The following is a 22,389-nucleotide window of genomic DNA, read 5'->3' as shown; positions in this document are numbered from 1 at the left end:
TATTTACAATAAAAAAGATAGAATTATGGGGGATTAGATTATGAAAAAAGGTTTAACAAGTGCATTATTAGCAGCAACAATTTTAGGTGCAGGTTTAGCAGTTTCAAGTCATGTAAATGCAGCAACACTTGCTCAAGGTGCATCAACTGATGCTAGTGTTTCGTTTAAGGCTGGCGATGAAGGACAAGTAATCCCTCCAGTTAACCCAACAAACCCAACAGACCCAACAGATCCTGGTGATGGTGGTGGAACTGGTAATAGTGGTAACCTTGCTATTGTCTACGCTACAAAAACAGTAGACTTTGGTTCAGATATTGAAATTCCTACAAAAGCATTGACTGTTAAATCAGCAAAAGATCTTGCTATTGAAGTTGGGGATGTTCGTGGAACAAATGCTGGTTGGGCACTTTCTGTTCAAGCTGACCAATTTAAGAGTGGTAGTGATGAATTAACTGGTGCTGTTCTTTCAACAGGCAAAGGTAAAGTAGTTGTTGCTGAAGCAACAACTGGAACAACTACAGCTGTTTCAAATGCTGTTACAGATTTAACAACAGCTGGCGTTGCTTTAAATGCTGTTAAAGATACTGGTAGTGGTGTTACTGTTGATACACTTGCAGCTGGAGACATTTCATTAACTGTCCCTGCTGGTGTTGCTAAAGCAGAAGCTTACTCAACAAAAATGAACTGGACACTTTCTGACGTACCTGCTTAAATAAGTTGTTTAAAAAGCATTATATGGTGGCAATCACTATATAATGCTTTTTAACAAGAATCTTTAAAGTATTCCTTGGGGGAGGTTAGTCTCATGAAGAAAAAGATTATGATTATAGCAATGTTACTTTTGGGAGTTGTCATGCTGAATACTAATCAAATGGTTAGTGCGGCAACAACCGAAGCCGGTTCTACGAATGTGACTATCGGTTTTAAAGAGAATACCAAAGTGACACAACCAACTAGTGTACCTGAAAGAAAAACGACTGTTAATCCTGAAAAAGACATAAAAGGCTCAGTATCATCTGTAGGTGGTATTTTACCACAGACAAATGAAGAAAAATCTGTGATGGTTGTCTTAGTAGGATTCGTTCTAATATTAGGAGCACTACTATTATTCTTTATTAAAAAGGATAAAAAAGAAAATAAAGGTTAAAGAAAAGATAAATCAGAATAATCTGATTTATCTTTTTTATTATCTTCTAACTAAAAAAGGTCTTAAGTATTTGTGAATAAATATGTTAAAATTTATAAATAGCGTTTTAAGTAAACATTTAGGAGTGAATTATTTTGGATAATCAAGTTGTTGAAGGACAAACCATTTCATTTGATGATATTAGATATGGATTAACTTACCATAATTGTACGATTGAGGCTTCTTTTGAGACAGTACGAGTTGATTCAGTCACTTTTGATCATTGTACCTTTGAACAAACTGACTTTGTGCGTAGCGAATGGTTAGATACTGTAATTGATCATTGTGAGTTTTTGAACGCAGAATTTAATGAAAGTTATTTTTTTAGAACTGAAATTAAAAGCTGTCGGATGATGGGGTGTGACTTTTCTAATCGTACTGTTTTTAAAGAAACGACATTTAGAGATTGTCAGTTAAGCTATTCTAATTTTAGTGTCGCTAATTTCCAAGAAGTTGAATTTAGACGTTGTGATTTAAAAGAAACCAGTTTTCAAGCGGTTGAAATCAAGAAGAAATTAACATTCCCTGAAAGTAATATTGAAGGTTGCGATTTTATTGAGACCAACATGAAGTCTGTGGATTTCTCTGAGAGTGAATTTGAAACAGTTATACTGGATCCTAAGCTGGTTCGTGGATTAACGATTAATGCTTACCAGGCAACAATTTTAGTTGCTTTATTAGGTATTAAATTGAAGTGAGCTTACAATATTGTAAGCTTACTTTTTTATTTAATGATACATTATAGCTGACGAATACTGGTATACCAATTGGCATACAGGATTAAATAACTATTACCTGAAAAGGACCCTAAAACCATCAAATAATGAGCGTTTATAAGAAATTTATGGATAATATTAATTCTATTTAAGCGTATACTATAAGTAATAAAGATAGAGAATGGGGTGCGGGTTATGGGGATTAATCATAAAAAAATAAATTTATTAGTGTTTGTTTTAGCGGCGACTTTCTTAGCTACTTTTTCAAGTGTGTCGGCAGAAACAGATTATAATTATGCAATACAGACCGCGCCAAGTGGGATCACTTTGAATGGTATATTTCAACGCGGAACTGGGGCTGGTGTATCTGAAGTTAGTAAAACAGTTAATTTAACGTCTGGAAATGTCATAACAACGGATGCAAATGCTGCTACAAAATCGGTCGTAACAATTACTGATAATAAAGATCAAAAGGCAGCTGTTTGGTCAACTGATGGTAATACATTCGATTTGAACAAAGATTCAACAGCGTCAATGTGGGTATATCTTGGTAATGGAGGCGCTGCAGCCGGAGATGGTATGGCATTAGTATTACAAAATGATGCTAAAGGAAATGCAGCTATTTCAACTGGTAGTGGTGAAACATTAGGTGTTTGGGCTAATGATATACTACCTGAGGGTATTTTTGGAACAACATCAGGTTATAGTGATGTTTCGAAACTAGTTAAAACAGGGATACAAAACAGTTGGGCGTTAGAGTTCGATACCTTTAATAATGGGGGTCAAACTTCCGGGAATAGCTTTGATTATACTGCTGTCACAGGTAATCACATAGCTAGTGGTTATCCTGCAGATACTAATAGTTATACACGGGATAGTAAAGACTCGGGTTTTTTTCCAATACACACCGCCTATTTTTACTATCAAAATCACCTTGGGTTAATTGATTACGGAGCAAATCTATCTAACGCGTTATGGCATCATTTGACGTTGAAATATTCTGCTGGAACGAGTACAACAGGCTCTATGACTTACACAATTGATGATAAAAATCCAAAAACAAATGTTATGACAACAGGTAAGAGCGCGACTGTGTCAATTGATAAGGCTAAATTCAATTCGAATGGCGCAGTTCGTTGGGGATTTACTGGATCAACGGGTGGTAGTTATGAAACTAACTTGATAATGTTTGAAAAAGTTCCAGGTTTAGTTGATGCAACTGCAACTCAGACAGTAACAGATACAACTCAAAAAAATAAAGATGTTACTAATGATGGTCTAGTACACTCTGGAGATTCATTAGATTTTGTAACAAATTTAAAATATTTAGGTGGTAAACAAGATTGGAAAACAATTAGTGCTGGCTTGAAGGTTCCCAATAATGTGACGTTAAAAACGGGAACAATTACTTATTCAGGGGCAGCAACGGACTCAGAAACCATTGATTTAACAAAGATGTCAAATGGGGCAATTGTTAAGGTCCTTAAGAATGATTTATCAACAGCTAAGTATTCAAGTGCAAAAGTAACACTTACAGGAACTGCTGACAAAGTTGCAGCCGATACAGTTGTTAATAGTCCAGTAAGTGAATTTTCTGGATCTAATGCGGTTATCCAATCAAATGCAGCCAAATTCACAATTGGAGGCACACGAACATTAACGATATCAGGAATTAATGACATCAAGGTTAATCAAAATGAAGCAGCAACTATTGCCGGAACAGTAGTTTCAAGTCTTGGGGGAACTTTCCCAGCAGGAACGACAACTGCAGCAATTAAAGTCAATGGTAGTTACTCAGTATCAGCTAACGTCGGAACAGACGGTAAATTTAGTGTTAGCGTTCCAAGTAGTCAATTAAAGGTTGGTAAAAACCCATATACTGTGATGGCAACTGATCAATATGGGAACCAAACAACGTCATATACGGCTGATATTATTGTGAACTCTAATAAACCAACGTTTACTTTAGATGATAGTGGTACAACAGTGAATGCGCCTTATTCTTTGAGTTACCATGAGTCTGATGATAGTGCAACCATTAAAACGTACTATCAAGAAGGGTCAAATGCACCTGTTTTAATGGAAACATATGATAACGTAAAAGCTGGTCAGGACCATTCTGGAACTTACAAATTACCAGATAACTTAGCAATTGGTAGTCATGTTTTAACTGTTTATGCTGTCGATACAGACGGTAATAAATCTGACGTGAAAACTATTACTGTCGTTGTTTCAGGTAAAATGGGACTAACAACTAACGGTAGTTTAAATTTTGGGACAACTAAAATTCCAGGAAAAACGACAATATTACCTCGTCAAACTGATTTTTCTGTAGCATTAGAAACATCATTACCTGGGACTTGGCAGTTGTCAGTTTCAGCAAGTGATCTTACTTCAGATAGTAATACAATTAAAGATGCGATTGTGTATCGAGCAACAGCCGGAGATAAGGCTCAAGTTTTAGGTTCGGCAAGTCTTGAAATTTTGTCAGGAACATCAACGACAAAAACGACAACCGTACCATGGGACAAAGATGCGGGTGTTTTGGTTAAAGCAGATCCAAGTGAAATCCATCGCGGTTCATATACAGCCCAGGTAAAATGGGTATTAAGTAACACACCACCTGCATAAAAAATAAAGGAGAGACACTAAACTTTTTAGTGTCTCTCCTTTATTTTTAAATTTCTTTCGTTAAAGCAATGATTTTATTCACGGTATCATCTAAAAATTGAATTGTTTGATTGAGAGGTTCATCCGTAGTGATATCAACGCCTGCAACTTTAGCTGCTTCAATTGGGGCTAATTCGCCACCTAATTTTAAGAAGGCAAGCCAAGCTTCTGTCGTATTTTCTGGATCTTTCAATAAGTTCAAGTGTGCTTGTGTTGAAATGGCAAGACCTGCTGAATATGTGTATGAATAGAGGCCCATGTAATAGTGTGATTGGCGCATCCAAGTTAGTTCAGCACCGTCATTTATTTCAACATCTGGTCCCCAGAATGCTTCAAGGACATGACGTTTAATTTCACTTAATTGATCACCATCAAATCCTTGTCCAGCGTCAATGAGTTGATAAACTTCACGTTGGTAAGCTGCTTCAAGTAAATGGGTCACAAAGTTATGGAAATAAGTATTCGTTAACATTTTTGAATAAGCAAAACGTTTTAAGCGAGGTTCACTTGATTGATTTTCAATTGAACTTGTTAGTAATAGTTCATTGAATGTAGAAGGCGCTTCAACCAAATAAGTAGAAGGTTCACTACCCAAAATTGATTGGTTATCCTGTGTTAAAATGGCTTGCCCTGCATGACCGAGCTCATGAATTAAAGTATAGACATCGGCTAATTCGTTCGTCCATGACATTAAAATATAAGGATGTTTGCCATAAGGAGTTGTTTCAAAGCCACCCGTTTCCTTACCAATATTTTGTGGAAAATCAACCCAACGTTCTGGGAATGAACGAGCAACCATGGCTTGATAGTCAGATCCAAGTGGCGCAACTGCATCGTTGACATATTTCTTAGCTTCTTCAATTGAAACTTCTGGTGCGAAATCAGGATCTAAATCGATTTGTAAATCAGCAAAGGTCATTTTATCTAAACCGCGAACTTCTTTGACATGTGCAGCGTATTTTTGCATAACAGGTGCTAATTTAGTCATGATTGTATCAATTTGACGATTGAATAATGAACGGTCAACTTCTTGTTCTGCTAATAAGTAATCAAAAACTGAATGATAGCCACGTAAAGTAGCAATTCTTTTCTCCATAGATACTTGATTATAATAGTTAGCCGCAATTGTATGCTTATAATGATTTAATGTTGTTGAGAAGCTTTTAAATGCTGCATGACGAATAGCTGCGTCTGGATTGTATTGGTACGTATTTTCATATAAAACAAATGACATTGGATATGTCACACCATTTACTTCAAAATCAGAAAAGTCCATATCAGCTGCTCGAGTTTGACCGTAAACTGATTCTGGTGCAGAAAAATTAGGTTGGAAGGTCGCAAGGACTTGTTCAACCTCAGGACTTAACTGGAATTCTTTTTGTTTCTTTAATTGACGAATATAAGCTTTTAATTTTGGATTTGTTGCAACAACGTCGTCCAATAATTTAACTGGATTTTCTAGTAATTCAATATCAAAGAAAACCAGTTTTGTCGTAATTTCGGCAGAAAGTGCTTCAAAATCGCGCATTAACTGATTGGCTGTTGCATCAGTAATATCAACTGCTTGCTGTAAAAATGCATAATGTTCAATATGTGATAAGCGAGTGTAAATATCTTCCAAGTCATTGAAGGCGGTACTAATTGGAGCTAGTTCTCCTAAATGGCTATGGTAAGTAGAAACAAAGGTTTGAACGAGGTCACGAACTAAATCGATATCCGTCTGGAATGCAAGATCATTTGGATAAATGGCTGTTAAATCCCATGTTAGTGCTTCAGGTACTTCATTTCTATTAACTAGTTGGTGAGTTTTTGTCATAATCGTAACCTCCTAATGTTTGTATGGTTAGTATTGTATCATTATATAGAATTAAATGAGTAAAAAAGGATTATAATATAATTTTTTGATAATCTTCGATTAGTACAAGTCAAATTAGTGGTTTAATGCATGGTTATTTGAGATTATGAATTAAATAAAAGGAGGTAGAATAAATGAAAAAAATAATTGTATTAATTATCGCTATTCTATTAGTTGGCGGCGGGTACTTATACTATAGGACTAATTACTCAACTCAGGATTACTACACACAGATAACAGAAACAGGTAAAAAAGTGGTTAAAAAGGATCAAAATGGAAAAACGTATGCCGATTATAGCTATAATCAAATGGCTTATAATACTAAAAATGAAGCTAAGAAATTAACGTTTAATGGGAATAAAGAAAGACCGTTACGTCAAGGCGCCTATTTAAAATTAGCCTATAATGAAAAAAAAGGTGTTATTTCATGGGAAGAAGTTTCAAAAAAAGATCTACCTGTAAAATTAAAATAGAACCCAAAAAAAAAGACTGTAATGAAGAGGATAGTTATCTTCATTACAGTCTTTTGTTATTTAAAAATAACTATCTCTTAGGAATAGCTATTTTATTCGTGAGGGCATTATTTTGAGTATTTCTCGATTAAATCATCTAAGACAAGTAAGTCTTCTGCTTCGTAACGTTTACGGTAAGCAGCGATTTCTTCAGCTGAGAAATGTTTTGGATCGACAGCTAAATCTTCAACAGGGATGGCACGGTCGTCAGTGATTTTAACATCAATAACAACAGGACCTTCTGCTTTTATAGCTGTTTCAAATGCGGCAACTAATTCGTCATGTGTAGAAACTGAGATACCAAGCGTACCCATAGCGCTTCCGACTTGTGCCCAATCTGCGTCATTGAAATCAATACCATAGAATGGTTGACCTTCATCTTCTTGTTCATCTTGAATGAAACCAAAATGTTGGTTAGAGAAGACAATATTAATGACATGTTGTTTGTATTTTACTTGTGTTAATAAATCTTGAACAATCATAGCAAATGCGCCATCACCGACAAGGTTAAAGACTTGACGGTCAGGGAAGGCTGATTTAGCAGCAATTGCTGCACCCATACCATAACCCATTGTTGCAAATAAGGCAGATGTTGTGAATTTTTGTTTAGGATTCATATCTAAGTAACGTAAGCTATTCATTGTAACATTACCAACATCAACTGCGAAAATGTCATCGCCTGTGGCATGTTTGTTGATTTCTTTAAAGACAGAAGCAGGTTGAAGTGGTGTTGTTGTCTTGTCCTCAAATTTCTTGAGGTAAGTACGCCAGTTAGCCATATCTTCAATAGTTGCATCGAAGAATGGACGACTTTCAACAGGAGCACCAGCTAATTCAACAAAGCGAGCTAATGTTTTCTTAGCATCACTGAGTAAAGCGACATCAACTGCATGACGTTTACCAATTTTTGATGCATCAATATCGATTTGGATAAATTTCATATCGGGTTTTAAGACTTTTTTAGTTTGTGAGAAAGGTAAATCAGCTCCTACAAAGACAACTAAGTCAGCGGCAGCAATTGCTTCATCAGCAGGTTTTGTTGCAACTCGGTAAGTTGACCCTAAGTTAGCACGATAACTATCAGGAACAGTTCCTTTATTGATAGCTGTAATAATTACAGGCATTTTAAAATGTTCAGAGAAAGCAATTACTTCATCAGTAGCACCTTTTGTACCAATACCAGCGAATAAAACAGGTTGTTTAGCTTCTTTAATAAGTGCTAAAGCCTCTTTAATTTTTGAATCATTTGGTTCAGGTAAAATAGGTGTTGTGTAATTGTGACCTGAAGCGTAATAACTGTCAGCGTCGATATCCATCCAACCAAAGTCATTTGGAATTGTAACAACTGCTACACCTTTGTATTGGTAAGCTGTTCTGATAGCTTGATCAATTACACGAGGTAAGCTTTCTGGAGTCATAACTGTTCTATTATAGACAGAAACGTCAGCAAACATTGGATTTTCGTTCATTTCTTGGAATGAATCCATGTTCATTGCAGATGAAGCAACCTGACCGATTAAAGCAAGAACAGGAACATGGTCTTGTTGTGCGTCATATAAACCATTGAATAAATGTGTTGCCCCAGGACCTGCTGAACCAAAGACAACCCCAACTTTACCAGTTAGTTTTGCTTCAGCGGCAGCAGCAAGTGCCCCAACTTCTTCATGACGTACTTGAACGTAATTAATGTTTTCTTTTTCTGATTCAAGAGCACGCATTGTTGTATTGAATGATCCACCGGGTAACCCATAGACATTTTCAACTTTCCAATCCTGTAATACCTTTAACATTGCAATTGATGCTTTAATTTTTTCTGACATAATATAAATCCCCACTTTCATTTAAATAACAAAGTATCTTGTACCATCTATTATTACACTTTATGGTACCGTTTACAAATGAAATGTATGAATAAAATAAATTTTTTTTACGGACCTATTTTCTATATGAAATTTAATCAATATAAATAAAAAAGCATCATCAGAAGTTGCCTTCTTGATGATGCGAGTAGTGTATAGGTCATTATTTTCGAGTTGTGTTAATTGTTGAATTTGTTAATAAAGTATTGCCCGTTTCTGCTTTAACTAAATCTAAGGCAGATCTAAGTTTATCGGTAATACGTTGCTTCTCTGGTGTATCAGCGACTTCAAAAGCTTCACCGTTAATCATGGTTCCAGTTCCTTGTAGGTGATCAGATTTTGAATGGTGCGTGGCAACACGATAGCTAGTTCCTAGAGTCACTAAATCATCAAATGATAAATCTGTTTTCAATTGAGAAGACATCGTGTCTAAGAATTTTTGATTTAATAAGTTTTGTAAGTTTGTACTCTGTAAGGCAACAGACATGATAATCTGGCGTTGACGTTTTTGACGGCCATAATCACCAAGTGGATCCTCATGACGCATTCGGGCATAAGATAATGCATCTGCACCATTAACATGAGTTTTAACACCTTTTTTAAAGTGTGCACCTTGATAGGTGAACGATAGTGGTGGTGTGACATCAACGCCACCAACCGCATTAACTAATGTTTCGAGTCCGCCCATATTAATGGTTGCATAGAAATCAATAGGGACGTTCAAATATTTCTCGACTGTTTTAACAGCAGAAGCAGGACCACCATAAGCATAGGCAGAATTTAATTTACTTGGGAATTCTGATTCATAACCAGAAACCGCAACTTCTGCATCTCGGGGTAAACTGACTAACGTCATTGATTCCGTTTTAGGATTTAAAGTTGCGACAATTAAGGTATCTGTTCGACCGCCAACTTTTGCACGGCCTAACGCACCATCATCGGTTCCTAAAAGGAGAATTGAAATTGGATAGCCTGATTTTAAGACTGAAGAAACGTTTCTAGCTTTAGCGACTTTTGTCGGCGTATAAATTGAATCAGCTGCTTTTTTTGCGTTTGCGTAAGCTCTGTATGCATAAATACCGCCACCGACCAAAAGTAAGAGCAATAAAAGAAGAATTAAACGACGACGTTTTTTATTTGGTTTTTTCTTACCATTTTTTGGCAACGATGAGTGACGATTTTTACTTGGATTAGAAGTGGAATCTGCAATTGATTCCTGCTGATATAGTTCTCTACGAGTAGGCATAAATATAAAATTCCCTCCAATTAGTAATGACTAAATTATTTCTTATCAGTTCATTGTTCTTCAATTGCGTCTACCTGAGTCGTCGTATGTTTAACATTAAACCAATCAATGTAGTTACGTTTAAACTCAATAATCTTAAATTCAAAAGCATCAAACTTGATGACATCATTTAATTTAACTTTATGATTTTCGAGAATGAAACCTGCTAATGTAACACTTTCAGATGCTTTCATCGCTTTATTTTTAAATTTAAAGAAGCGTTCGAAATCATATAAAGTCGTTTTACCACTAATATTATATGAACCATCATCATTTTTGATAATGTATTCACTTGAAACGTCATCAATTTCATCTTTAACCGTTCCAAATAATTCTTCATAAATATCTTTATCCGTTACAATACCACTTGTACCACCATATTCATCAAGGACAACAACGATAGGTGTTTGTTTACTAATCATTTGGCTTAATAATGTTCTAATAGGTGTTGTTTCTGGTACTGTAATAATTGTTCTAAGTAGTTTACTAATTAAGACAGTATCATCAATCTCAGCTTGTCTAACTAAATCGTAGATATAGACGTAACCAAGAATTTTATCTTTATCATTGTTAGCAACTACTGGAAAACGGCTATAACCCTGATGTAAATAATCTTTAACGACATCGTGCACAGTATCTGTAATATCTACGACATAAAGACTTGTTCGATCGACCATAATATCTTTAGCAATTTTGTCATTTAAATCAAAGGCACGTTGCATATAGACATAATCATCTCTATCTAATTCACCACCTGAAACGGCATTTTGAGATAAAGATAAAATTTCTTTTTGAGTAAAAACTTCACTATTTTCATCAGTTGGCGTAATACCAATCATTTTAGCAACACGTGTTGCTGAGTTATTTAATAACCAAACTAATGGGTAAAAGGCAAGATGAAAGTAGCGTAATGGTGTTATAACAACCATTAAAACTTGAACGGGCATATCGATACTTAAGTTTTTAGGCACAATTTCTGTGTAAACCACTTCAACGTAAGTAAGGATTAAAACCCCGATAATTGCGCCAATGATATTTAACCCTGATTCAGAAGCAAAATGGAATAGTTTAAGCACATCTACAAGTAAAAATTCAATGGTTTTTTCACCAACCCAACCCAGAATAATACCAGCAACACTGACACCAACCTGTGTTGTTGAAAGGTATTCATTCAAATGGTTAAGCATTTTTAATGCTCTTTCTTGTTTTTTTCGATTTCCAATACCTGCTTCGATATCAGCTTCGATGGCACTTGGACGTGCTTGGACAAGTGCAAATTCTGCGGCAACGAAGAATGCTGCTGCAAATAATGTCACAAAGATAACAATCAAATTGATGATAACTGTACCGCTAGACAATTTTTGTGTCCCCCATAATTAAGTTATATTTTTAAGTTCGTATCTGTCTATTTTACCATTAAACATAAGGATTGTCGTTTAGTCTGAAGGAACAATTCAGATAATCTTAAACTTTTTACTTAGAGCATAGTAATTTAAGTGTAAATTCATTATAATAGAACTATAAAGAAAAAATACAGATTAATAACGGAGGCTATCATGTCGGGTCAATTCGCAAAAGGTCAATTAAAATTATTTGCACTTAATTCTAACGTTGAATTAGCGGAGAAGGTGGCTAAGGTTTTAAATACTAGTCTTTCTACAGCATCCGTGAAACATTTCAGTGATGGCGAAATTCAAATCAACATTGATGAAAGTATTCGTGGCGCAGATGTTTATGTTATCCAATCAATCTCAAATCCAGTAAATGAAAATTTACTGGAACTTTTGATTATGGTTGATGCGTTACGTCGTGCAAGTGCGGGTACAATTAACGTTGTAATGCCTTATTATGGTTATGCACGTTCAGATCGTAAAGCACGTTCACGTGAACCTATTACAGCTAAGTTAGTTGCAAACTTTATTCAATTAGCCGGTGTTTCTCGTGTAATTACACTTGATTTACATGCCGCTCAATTACAAGGATTCTTTAACATTCCAGTTGATCATTTAGTTTCTTTAGAAATCCAAGCTAAATACTTCATTGAAAATGGGATTACAGATGATGTTGTTGTGATTTCACCTGATCATAATAGTGTTAAAGGTGCTCGTAATATGGCTGAAAAGCTCAAAGCACAAATTGCTATTGTTGATAAACGTGGATCTGATTTTGCTGATAATATTGCAGCAACATCAATTATTGGCGATGTAAAAGGGCGTCGTTGTATCATTATTGATGATATGATTGATACAGGGACAATGATGACTGATGCAGCGCGTGCACTTAAAGCTGCTGGTGCAACAGATATTTATGCTTGTGCAACACATGCTGTGATGTCAAAAGGTGCGATTGAAGCTTTATCTGATGACAATATTAAACAAGTGATTGTAACAGATAGTATCGTTGTTCCAGAAGCTGACAAGCTCGATAAACTTGTGCGCTTATCAGTTGCCGACTTGTTTGGCCAAGCAATTGATTTAATTCATAAGAATCGCTCAGTTGATAAACTATTTACAGAAAAAGATTAAATTAAAATGAACCGCTGGTTAAATCACCTTTGTGATTTGTCCAGCGGTTTTTATGTGTTCTTAAAAAAATATAACAGCTAAATATGGTATATTATTAGGTAATGATAACGAGTTAGCGGTATGAAAAGGGGAGTTAAAATGAGTTTAAAATTTGTCCTAGGAAAAGCTAGTAAAGACCATCAAGCAAGCCTTGTTGCACAATTAAAAGCAGCGCAAACGACTGATTCAACGGCATCTTTTTTTTATCTTGTTCCCAATCATATTAAGTTCGAAGCAGAAGTTAGTATCCTTGAAGCATTAGGTAAAGACAAACTTGTCGAACAAAATATTTTTGCACAATCGAACGTCCAAGTCTTTTCGTTTACTCGATTAGCTTGGTTCTTTTTGAAGAATACACCCTATTATCAGATTCCTCGTTTATCTCAGTCTGGATTAAATATGTTAGTTTATCAATTAATTTCGGAACATGAAGATGAATTAACAATATTTCGTGGTGAAAGGACCCAAACTGGGTTTATTTCACAACTAGTCAGCCAACTGAAAGAATTAAAAGTTGGTTGTGTGACAGTTGATGATTTAACTCGGATTGCTGAATCTTTCCCAACGACTGGGGACTTAGGTGCTAAATTAGATGATTTACAAATTATCTATCGCGCATTTGATGCTGCGATGGCTGACCGATATATTGAAAATAATGATTTATTAGCAGAGTTGAGTCGTTATTTAACAGATGACGTTTTGAAGACGAGTTATTTTTATATTGACCATTTTTCTCAATTTACAGCACAAGAGCAGGAGCTCGTGAACGCACTGATTAAGGGTGCGAAACAGATTACAATTGGCTTAGTCTTAGATAAAGGCAATGCACATGAAGTTGCTGAAAAATCTGACTTATTTTATAAATCAAGCCGGATGTATGTTAATTTGATTGAAAAAGCACATCAAGCTCAGATTCCAGTGCTAACGGATAGTTATGCTGAAACCAAAGTTAACCAGAATCCCGACTTATCTCGTCTGGAAGATTTTTGGATTGACTCTAGACGGTTAGTTAAAACAAAATCAGAAAGGTTAGAAAATTCAGATTCTATTCAACTTTTTGAAGCCGATAGTCGGTATATTGAAATTCGACAAGTGGCGACAAAAATTCGCCAGTTAGTTGCAACTAAGGAGTATCGTTATCGAGATTTTATGATTTTAACGCGGCATTTAGATAGCTACGAAACGGTTATTCCACCGGTTTTTAAAGAATTTAAAATACCTTATTTTAACGATTTACAACACGCAATGGCTGACCATCCCTTAGTCGAGTTACTGGCAGCGTTATTTGAGGTGAAAGAAAAGCATTATCAATATGGCGCAATGATGCGCTTATTAAAAACTGAATTATTAATACCACAAATAGAAAATCATGCTATGCCAATTGAACAGTACCGTAGTGCTGTTGATTTAACAGAAAATATGGTTTTAAAATACGGTTTTTCTGGTTCTCAGTGGCTACGTGAAGATGATTGGACGTTCTACCGGTTTGATTTTACGGATGCAGATGAGCAACAGACGGATAAGGACCAAAGTATCACAGTACAAATTAATCAAATTAGACATTTTGTTAAAGACGTTTTACCAGGATTCTTCAATCAACTAGATCAGGCGACAACCGGTGAAGAGGGGGCAAAGCTAATTTATCAGTTTCTTGTTGAACAAGGTGTGACACAACGCTTGTTAAGTTGGCGAGACCGCTATTTAGCTGCTGGAAACATCTCACAATCAGAAGAACCAGAACAAACTTGGCAAACATTTGTTGGGATGTTAGATGAATATGTTGAAACATTGGGAACTAAAATGTTCAATACCGCTGACTTCATGGCCTTGATTCAAGCGGGATTTGAAGGGGCAAGTTACTCACAAGTGCCATCAACATTAGATCAGGTCGTTATTTCTGAATCAGGGATGGTTCAAATGAACAACCGAAAGATTACCTTTATGATTGGATCAACTGATATGGTGATGCCAGAACAAGTTAGTCAGACACAATTATTAACAGATGATGATCGGGCGAAAATGGCTAATCTATTAACTGATGATCAATACTTAGCCGATTCGGCTATTAGTCAAATGGCCGCTGAACCCTTTTTGAATTATCTCGGATTTTTAGGACCACGCGAACAATTGATTTTTTCATATCCAAGTGGCAACGATGGCGAAAAGAATTTAAATCCATCGCCTTATTTAATGATGATTAAAGAACACTTCAATTTATCAGTTCAACATTTAGCTGCTAATCCTGAATTAACAGAACAATCAGTCCTTGATTTTATCGGAACAAAACGTAGTACATTATCATCATTGGTTGTAGCTAGTCGACTTGCCAAAACAACTGCAGTATCCATGCCTAGTGCTTGGTTGTATGTGTTACGTCAACTGTCGGCTGACCCAGAAATGGGACCATTAACGAAACAATTATTAGGAAGCTTAGCGTATAAAAATATACCGGTTAAGTTGACGCCGGAAATTATAACTGATTTATATGGAACACAAATGAATACTTCAATTTCAAAACTAGAAACTTTCTATCGTAATCCATTTGAATATTTTTTACAATATGGGTTGAAATTGAAAGAACGAGACATTTTCGAGCTGTCTCCTGCAAGTACTGGTGAGTTTTTCCATATGGGGTTGGATGAGTTGATGAAAGTTGTGACTGAATCAAACCAAGTCTATGCCAATGTACCCAAAGAACAACTAGATGAATATTTGAATGTAATTTTAAAAGATATGCGCGAGTTACCTCAGTTCCAAATTCTTGGTAGTTCAAGTCGAATGGGCTATATTGCTAAACAATTAAGTCTTCTATTAAAACAAGTGACGCATGCCATGTGGCAACAAGGGCAACAAACAAAGATGAAGCCACTGAAAACAGAAGTTTTATTTGGTCATGTCGGTGCTGAGTCAGGTTTGAAAGCCCTAGCTTATAAGTTACCTGGCGGCCATTCAGTTAAAGTCCGCGGTAAAATTGATCGAATTGATTATATGAAGGTTGATTCAAAACAATATCTTGGAATCGTCGATTACAAATCAGGGATTCGAAAGTTTGATTTTAGTGATGCTTTCTATGGATTATCAATGCAAATGTTAACTTACTTGCAAGCATTGATTGAGAATGCAGAGGTAATTGCACCAAATACTGGACTGAAAACTTCGGCAGCTGGTGCAGTTTACATGCACTTACAAAATCCTAAGCTGAAAATTGAAGATGTACAGAAAAAAGGATTGGATAATACGTTGTTGAAAGCAAACCAAATGGATGGGCTATTATTGGAAGATGAGCAGTTACTGAGCCATTTAGATACTGATTTTGAAGACGAATCAACAGGGTTTTCATTAATCTATCCATTTAGAAAAACGAAAAAAGGGTTCACATCACCATCAGCTCGTTCAAAAAAATTGATTTCACAATCAGATTTAGATTTCTTGTTGGTACACAATAAACAATTAATTATTGATGCGGCAACAGATATTTTCGAAGGGATAATCGATTTAAGTCCGGCTAGATGGAACGCTAAAAAAACAGCCCTACAATATTCACCATATAAATCAATATTCCAATTTGATGCGATGTTACCCGAAAATAATTACCATGAAATAAGTAAATTAAGCTGGGAAGAAATTGAAAAACGGATTATAGACGGGGAGGCCGACAGTAATGAGTAAGTTTACATTTACACCAAATCAACAACGTGCTATCGATGAAAGTGGGACTAATATTCTTGTATCAGCCTCTGCCGGTTCCGGTAAAACACGAGTTTTAGTTGAACGCGTCATTCAAAAAATATTAACGGGAACAGCTATTGATGACTTATTAGTTGTTACGTTTACAGACGCTGCAGCTAAAGAAATGCGTCAACGGATTCAGGTGGCACTTCAAAAGGCAATCAATGAAGCAGACAATCATGAACAAAAACAACATTTAATGGATCAATTAATGCGCTTGCCAGTTGCAAATATTAGTACATTTGATGCATTTTGTCTCCAATTAATTAAACGCTACTATTATGTGATTGATTTGGATCCCGTTTTTAGAATGTTAACAGATATGACTGAGGCGGCTTTATTAAGAGAGAGTGTCTGGGAAGACGTCCGGGAAATGTTGTATGCCAAAGACGATGTCGACTTTGAGAGATTAACACAAAATTTTTCAAATGATCGAAATGATGATGGTTTATCTGAGTTGGTTTTTAGCCTATTTACATTTGCGAGTTCGAAACCAGATCCTACCGGTTGGTTGGCTAGTTTGGCAGCAACTTATGATGTTGGCGATAATTTAATCAGTAGTTCGTTTTACCAAAAGAGTATTAAGCCATTAGTTCAAGCAAATTTAACGCAAATCCAGGCCGATTTAAAAACGGCTCTAGAACTATCAATTCAATTTGGGTTAGAGAAACATCAAGCAGTGACTGAAGAAGAAAGTCAGATGTTGTTAGCTGTTGTCCAATCTGTTGAAAACGATGGTTCTTGGAATCAAATTCGCGATAATATTCGTGGGTACGAATTGAAACGTGCGCCTAGTGTGCCAGCTAAAAATTTAGAAGATGACCAAGCTGTTGCTAAGGATCAAATTAAAGAATTAAAAGCTGGAATAAAAAAACGTTTAGCTAACTTATCAGAACAATTTTTTGTTTTAAATGAAACAGAAACACTGCATATCATGACAGAATCTAAGAAATTAGTTGAAAAATTAGTCAGTGTGATTGGCTTATTTAGTGATGCCTTCACCAAAGAGAAACGTCAAAGACATATACTTGATTTTAATGATTTGGAGCATTTAGCACTGGACATTTTAGCGAGTGATTCTGAATCTTCCGAGCAAACACAAGCTGCTCTACAAGGAAAATATGAAGAAGTTCTGGTAGATGAGTATCAGGATACTAATCAACTACAAGAAGCTATTTTGACAAGGGTAACCACGACTAATCCCGGTAATATGTTTATGGTGGGGGATGTAAAGCAGTCAATATATGGTTTTAGGCTGGCTGATCCTAGTTTGTTTTTAAGTAAATACCAAGCTTATAAAGAAACTGACAGTAATGGAAATCGAATTATCTTAGCTGAAAATTTTCGTTCTGTGAAGAATGTAACAGATGTGACTAACTTAATTTTTACCCAGATTATGGATGAAACCGTTGGACAAATGGCTTATGATAATGATGCTAAATTGGTTTTTGGGGCAAACTACTACCCAGATATTGAGCAAAAAGCAGAAGTGCTGATTTACGAATCTGATGAACCTGAATCTGCAGAAAGACCGGATGATGATAGTGAAGCAACGAATGATCAGTTTGAAATTGATGGTAAATCGGAAGGCCAAATTGCTTTAATTGGTCAACGGATTCAAGCGTTAATCGTAGATGAAACAGAGATTTTTGACCGTGATAAATCAGAAAAACGTCCCGTTGAATACCGAGATATTGCATTACTAGTCCCAACTCGTAAAAATAATTTGGTGATTATTGACCAATTTAAAAAAATGGGTATTCCAGTCGTTGTGAATGATGCGGAGAGCTATTTCCAAACAACTGAAATCAGAATTATGATGTCATTATTACGAATTATTGATAATCCCTATCAAGATATTCCATTGGTAAGTGTCCTACGGTCGCCAATTGTTGGATTAGATGAAAATCAACTGGCCTATTTACGGATTGGCAACCGAACAGATGATTACTATCAAGCGGTGTTAACTTTTTATCAAAATTTTGATACGTTTAAAGCAGGTAGCTTCGCAAAAACACTGTATAATAAAATTGAACGTTTCTTAACACAACTTTCGGGCTTTCGTGAAATCGCGCATGAAAATCAAATTGCGACCTTAATTTGGCAGATTTATCAGGATACTGGATTTCTTGATTATGTCGGGGGGATGCCAGCTGGAAGTCAGCGCCAAGCCAATTTACATGCGTTGTATAACCGAGCTCACGCTTACGAAAATAGTAGTTTTAAAGGTTTATTCCAGTTTGTGCGCTTCATTGAAAAAATGCAGGAACGCGATAAGGATTTAGCAGAAGCACCTGTACAAAATGTCGCAAATGCAGTGTCAGTCATGACAATTCATGGTAGTAAGGGACTTGAATTTCCAATGGTCTTCTTGGTTGACGCGACACACCAGTTTAATCAAATGGCGATGCGAAAACCTTATTTAATTGATGATCAGGCTGGATTAGGAATAACCTATTTAAATCCTGAAAATCGGACGATGGAAGATACGCTACAAAAAACAATTGTAAAATCAGCTGCTATTGCAAAATCAGAAGCGGAAGAAATGCGATTACTGTACGTAGCCTTAACGCGTGCGGAACAACGATTATTTATTGTGGGGGCTTACACAAATAAAAAAACGGCAATTAATCATTGGCAAAAGGCATTTCAAAGCCAACAATTAGTTTTAAATGCAACAGCTCGAAGTGGTATTAAAAATTTCATGGATTGGATTGGTATGGCGCTAGTTCGTCATCCTACTTTTGATATGTCACTATTATTGGATCCAGCAACATCATCACTACTATTAAGTGATGATGAAACGCAATTTAGCGTTAAATTTTATCAAAAAACCGACCTGAACCAGATGAGTAAAGTGAGTGAAGAAGTTTCTCAGACGGATTGGTTAGAAACAATCACGGGTGAGATGCCTGAGACGTTTGAGGATATTGATGTTAATCAAATTGATCAAGTCTTAAATTTTCAGTATCCATTCGATAATTTAACTAAAACAACTGCTTACCAAGCTGTATCGGAAGTAAAACGTCTATTCGATGATCCAGCTAATCGCGAAATGAATCAGTTGAGTATTGAAGGACAAGGCAACCGATACGTTACGAGTGAACTTGCTGTACCGAAATTTATGCAGGGAGTTGCAGCACCAATGGGAAGTGATATTGGGAGTGCAACTCATCTCATTTTACAAGAATTAGATTTAACTAGTGAGATAACTTTAGCGATAATCCAAGCTAAAATTGAGCAATTAGTGACGGCAAAAGTAGTCACTAAAGAAGTTGCTACGTTAATTAATGGACAACACATTGCCAATTTCTTTCAAACGGATTTAGGCAAAGAAATTCTAACTATAGGTAACGATGTACAACGTGAAGCGCCATTCTCAATGTTACTACCTGCCAATGAGCTATTTCAAAAGGTTGAGTCAAATAAGGAAAAAGTTTTGATCCATGGAATTATCGATGGTTATTTTGTAAAAGATAATACGTTGGTGGTATTTGATTATAAGACTGATAAAGTTTCTAAAGACAATACAATAGAAGAAATAGAAAAATTGACAGCACGTTATCGTGGCCAATTGAACTTATATGGCGAAGCACTAGAGAATATGACTGGGTTGAAAGTTGCGCATAAATATCTGTATTTGCTGTCTATTAATCAAGTTGTTGAAGTTTAATAATTCGAAGATCTCATTTCAATGAGGTCTTTTTTTAATCAATGAAAAGAATAAGAAAATATTTTAAGCAATTTCAATACCACTTTGTGTTAAAAAAATAAAATAGCATTGTATATAACAAAACTTTTTTTATAAATTGGTATAGATAAGATTTTGTTGAATGAAACAAGCTATGGAAACGTAAAAAAACCCATCATATAGGTTGATAACTAATATCTATACGATTAAATGGTATAATTGTAAGCGAATACAAATTAATATTTTTAATAGTAATTCGTAATCGTTGTGCTATACTTAACAACATAGACGTTATGGAAACGATATTATTTTTAAGTGTTTCGTAACATTTTAAAATTAAATCAGATTACCTAGGAACAAAAGCAAAATGCTTAAGTTGTTTTTGAAATAATTTTTGCGTGTTTTTATATTATAAATGTAAGCGTTTTTCCGGAGTTCTTACAGTAATCTGATAAAAATTTAGGAGGTTTTAAAATGGTTGGAATTGTAATTGCAAGTCACGGTAAATTTTCCGAAGGCATCATGCAATCCGGTTCAATGATTTTTGGTGAACAAGAAAATGTTCAAGCTGTAACTTTCATGCCAAACGAAGGACCAGACGATTTAAAAGCTCATCTTGAAGCAGCAATTGCTACTTTTGATGATCCTGAAGAAGTCTTATTCTTAGTTGATTTATGGGGTGGATCACCATTTAATCAAGCAAACGGTTTGCTTGACGCTCATAAAGATAAATGGGCAATTGTTACAGGTTTAAACTTACCAATGTTAATTGAAGCCTACGCAGCACGCTTGTCAATGGATTCTGCACAAGAAATTGCTGCAAGTATTCTAAGCGAAGCAAAAGGTGGCGTTAAGATTAAGCCAGAAGATTTAGCACCAAAAGAAGCAGCTGTTGTTGCAACAAACAAACCTACTGGTTCAATTCCTGAAGGAACTGTAATCGGTGATGGTAAAATTAAATACGTTTTAACACGTATTGATTCACGTTTATTGCATGGACAAGTTGCTACAGCATGGTCTAAATCAGTTAAGCCTGACCGTATTATCGTTGTTTCTGATAATGTTGCTAAGGATACACTTCGTAAAAACTTAATTGAACAAGCTTCACCACCTGGTATTATTGCACATGTTGTGCCAATTGCTAAGATGATTGAAGTTTCAAAAGACCCTCGTTTTGGTGGAATGAAAGCATTACTTCTTTTTGAAAGTCCACAAGATGTGTTAACAGCAATTGAAGGCGGAATGAAATTTGACGAAGTTAACCTTGGTTCAATGGCTCATTCAGTTGGTAAAGTAGTTGTTAACAACGTATTATCAATGGGACAAGACGATGTTGATACTTTTGAAAAACTAGAAGATAAGGGCGTTAAATTTGATGTCCGTAAAGTACCTAACGATTCAAAAGAGAATATGGCTAACATTCTCAAAAAAGCTAAAGGTGAATTAGCAAAAGCTTAAACAACACAATAAAAGAAAATTAATTTAGGAGGCTTATTATGTCAGCTATATCAATGATTTTAGTAGTAATTATTGCCTTTCTAGCTGGTATGGGTGGAATTTTAGATGAATTCCAATTCCATCAACCACTAGTGGCATGTACATTAATCGGGTTAGTAACCGGTAATTTAACCGCCGGAATTGTTTTAGGTGGTACACTTCAAATGATCGCACTTGGTTGGGCTAATGTCGGGGCAGCTATTGCACCCGATGCTGCACTTGCTTCAGTTGCATCAGCAATTATTTTAGTATTAGGTGGACAAGGGATTAAAGGTGTTGGATCAGCTATCGCTATCGCCGTTCCCCTTGCCGTTGCCGGATTATTCTTAACAATGGTTGTTCGTACACTTGCTGTTCCTATTGTTCATGCAATGGATGCAGCAGCAGAACAAGGTAATATCCGTAAGCTAGAAATATGGCATGTTCTTGCTATTGGTATGCAAGGTATCCGTATTGCTATTCCAGCCGGAGCATTGCTCTTTATTCCAGCTGAAACAGTTAAAGGTTTCCTTGAATCAATGCCCGCATGGTTAACAGATGGTATGGCTATTGGTGGTGGTATGGTTGTTGCCGTTGGTTATGCACTTGTTATTAACATGATGGCTACAAAAGAAGTATGGCCATTCTTTATTCTTGGTTTCGTAGTCGCAGCTATTACTCAATTAACATTGATCGCTATTGGTGCTATCGGTGTTGCTCTTGCTCTTATTTACTTGAACCTTTCAAAAATGGGTGGTTCATCAAATGGTGGCGGTGGCAATAATACCGGTGATCCACTTGGCGAAATTCTAAACGATTATTAAACTGGAAGAAGGAGGAATATAT

Annotated in this window: 14 protein-coding genes; 10 read left to right on the top strand and 4 right to left on the bottom strand. The window is 35.8% G+C overall.

Annotated elements, in window-relative coordinates; genetic code table 11:
- Positions 1-40: 40 nt before the first annotated feature.
- From AC1RPK_RS06045 to AC1RPK_RS06030, 4 genes are all read left to right on the top strand, one after another.
- Positions 41-712 (top strand): WxL domain-containing protein, encoded by a 672-nt coding sequence (locus AC1RPK_RS06045; RefSeq protein WP_481761752.1) that lies wholly within the window; start codon positions 41-43, stop codon positions 710-712.
- Positions 713-805: 93 nt separating this feature from the next.
- Positions 806-1,147 carry an LPXTG cell wall anchor domain-containing protein gene (locus AC1RPK_RS06040; protein ID WP_481761751.1) on the top strand — a complete coding sequence of 114 codons (342 nt, stop codon included), beginning with the start codon at positions 806-808 and terminating at the stop codon, positions 1,145-1,147.
- Positions 1,148-1,281: 134 nt separating this feature from the next.
- Positions 1,282-1,884: a pentapeptide repeat-containing protein gene (locus AC1RPK_RS06035; protein ID WP_481761750.1), complete on the top strand. Its 603-nt coding sequence runs from the start codon at positions 1,282-1,284 to the stop codon at positions 1,882-1,884.
- A gap of 213 nt (positions 1,885-2,097) precedes the next feature.
- The gene (locus tag AC1RPK_RS06030; protein WP_481761749.1) at positions 2,098-4,533 is read left to right on the top strand and encodes a hypothetical protein; all 2,436 of its coding nucleotides are present in this window, start codon (positions 2,098-2,100) and stop codon (positions 4,531-4,533) included.
- Positions 4,534-4,579: 46 nt separating this feature from the next.
- On the opposite strand, the gene pepF is transcribed toward AC1RPK_RS06030, so the two are convergent.
- A complete protein-coding gene (gene pepF / locus AC1RPK_RS06025; protein ID WP_481761748.1) occupies positions 4,580-6,388 on the bottom strand; it encodes an oligoendopeptidase F in 1,809 nt (602 codons plus the stop codon).
- A gap of 173 nt (positions 6,389-6,561) precedes the next feature.
- Between pepF and AC1RPK_RS06020 the strand changes: the two genes are divergently transcribed.
- Positions 6,562-6,900 carry a YxeA family protein gene (locus AC1RPK_RS06020; RefSeq protein WP_481761747.1) on the top strand — a complete coding sequence of 113 codons (339 nt, stop codon included), beginning with the start codon at positions 6,562-6,564 and terminating at the stop codon, positions 6,898-6,900.
- Between the two features lie 107 nt (positions 6,901-7,007).
- Here the strand turns inward: AC1RPK_RS06020 and spxB are convergent, their stop codons facing one another.
- The 3 genes from spxB to AC1RPK_RS06005 form a co-directional block, all read right to left on the bottom strand.
- The gene (gene spxB, locus AC1RPK_RS06015) at positions 7,008-8,759 is read right to left on the bottom strand and encodes a pyruvate oxidase (RefSeq protein ID WP_481761746.1); all 1,752 of its coding nucleotides are present in this window, start codon (positions 8,757-8,759) and stop codon (positions 7,008-7,010) included.
- Between the two features lie 202 nt (positions 8,760-8,961).
- Positions 8,962-10,044 (bottom strand): LCP family glycopolymer transferase, encoded by a 1,083-nt coding sequence (locus tag AC1RPK_RS06010; protein WP_481761745.1) that lies wholly within the window; start codon positions 10,042-10,044, stop codon positions 8,962-8,964.
- A gap of 50 nt (positions 10,045-10,094) precedes the next feature.
- Complete coding sequence (locus tag AC1RPK_RS06005; protein WP_481761744.1) at positions 10,095-11,441, bottom strand: hemolysin family protein; 1,347 nt, start codon at positions 11,439-11,441, stop codon at positions 10,095-10,097.
- A 198-nt stretch (positions 11,442-11,639) separates the two neighbouring features.
- Between AC1RPK_RS06005 and AC1RPK_RS06000 the strand changes: the two genes are divergently transcribed.
- The 5 genes from AC1RPK_RS06000 (at position 11,640) to AC1RPK_RS05980 (ending at position 22,367) form a co-directional block, all read left to right on the top strand.
- On the top strand, positions 11,640-12,608 hold the full coding sequence (locus tag AC1RPK_RS06000) for a ribose-phosphate diphosphokinase (RefSeq protein ID WP_481761743.1): 969 nt from the start codon (positions 11,640-11,642) through the stop codon (positions 12,606-12,608).
- A gap of 138 nt (positions 12,609-12,746) precedes the next feature.
- Positions 12,747-16,316 (top strand): PD-(D/E)XK nuclease family protein, encoded by a 3,570-nt coding sequence (locus AC1RPK_RS05995; protein ID WP_481761742.1) that lies wholly within the window; start codon positions 12,747-12,749, stop codon positions 16,314-16,316.
- Positions 16,309-20,049 carry a helicase-exonuclease AddAB subunit AddA gene (gene addA / locus AC1RPK_RS05990; RefSeq protein WP_481761741.1) on the top strand — a complete coding sequence of 1,247 codons (3,741 nt, stop codon included), beginning with the start codon at positions 16,309-16,311 and terminating at the stop codon, positions 20,047-20,049. The genes AC1RPK_RS05995 and addA overlap by 8 nt, the downstream gene beginning before the upstream one ends.
- Positions 20,050-20,541: 492 nt before the next feature.
- Complete coding sequence (locus AC1RPK_RS05985) at positions 20,542-21,525, top strand: mannose/fructose/sorbose PTS transporter subunit IIA (protein ID WP_481761740.1); 984 nt, start codon at positions 20,542-20,544, stop codon at positions 21,523-21,525.
- Between the two features lie 38 nt (positions 21,526-21,563).
- Positions 21,564-22,367, top strand: coding sequence for a PTS mannose/fructose/sorbose transporter subunit IIC (locus AC1RPK_RS05980; protein WP_481761739.1), 804 nt, complete (start codon positions 21,564-21,566; stop codon positions 22,365-22,367).
- The last annotated feature ends 22 nt before the right edge of the window (positions 22,368-22,389 follow it).

The organism is Dellaglioa sp. CoH-55-MRSF-6, from assembly GCF_056782215.1.
The sequence above is the reverse complement of the archived record's forward strand: the minus strand, read 5'-3'. Positions and strand labels throughout refer to the sequence as shown.

Coding starts and splice junctions, on each gene's coding strand:
- AC1RPK_RS06045 (WP_481761752.1), top strand. CDS start 41: ATGAAAAAAGGTTTAACAAGTGCATTATTAGCAGCAACAATTTTAGGT.
- AC1RPK_RS06040 (WP_481761751.1), top strand. CDS start 806: ATGAAGAAAAAGATTATGATTATAGCAATGTTACTTTTGGGAGTTGTC.
- AC1RPK_RS06030 (WP_481761749.1), top strand. CDS start 2,098: ATGGGGATTAATCATAAAAAAATAAATTTATTAGTGTTTGTTTTAGCG.
- pepF (WP_481761748.1), bottom strand. CDS start 6,388: ATGACAAAAACTCACCAACTAGTTAATAGAAATGAAGTACCTGAAGCA.
- AC1RPK_RS06020 (WP_481761747.1), top strand. CDS start 6,562: ATGAAAAAAATAATTGTATTAATTATCGCTATTCTATTAGTTGGCGGC.
- spxB (WP_481761746.1), bottom strand. CDS start 8,759: ATGTCAGAAAAAATTAAAGCATCAATTGCAATGTTAAAGGTATTACAG.
- AC1RPK_RS06010 (WP_481761745.1), bottom strand. CDS start 10,044: ATGCCTACTCGTAGAGAACTATATCAGCAGGAATCAATTGCAGATTCC.
- AC1RPK_RS06000 (WP_481761743.1), top strand. CDS start 11,640: ATGTCGGGTCAATTCGCAAAAGGTCAATTAAAATTATTTGCACTTAAT.
- AC1RPK_RS05995 (WP_481761742.1), top strand. CDS start 12,747: ATGAGTTTAAAATTTGTCCTAGGAAAAGCTAGTAAAGACCATCAAGCA.
- addA (WP_481761741.1), top strand. CDS start 16,309: ATGAGTAAGTTTACATTTACACCAAATCAACAACGTGCTATCGATGAA.
- AC1RPK_RS05985 (WP_481761740.1), top strand. CDS start 20,542: ATGGTTGGAATTGTAATTGCAAGTCACGGTAAATTTTCCGAAGGCATC.
- AC1RPK_RS05980 (WP_481761739.1), top strand. CDS start 21,564: ATGTCAGCTATATCAATGATTTTAGTAGTAATTATTGCCTTTCTAGCT.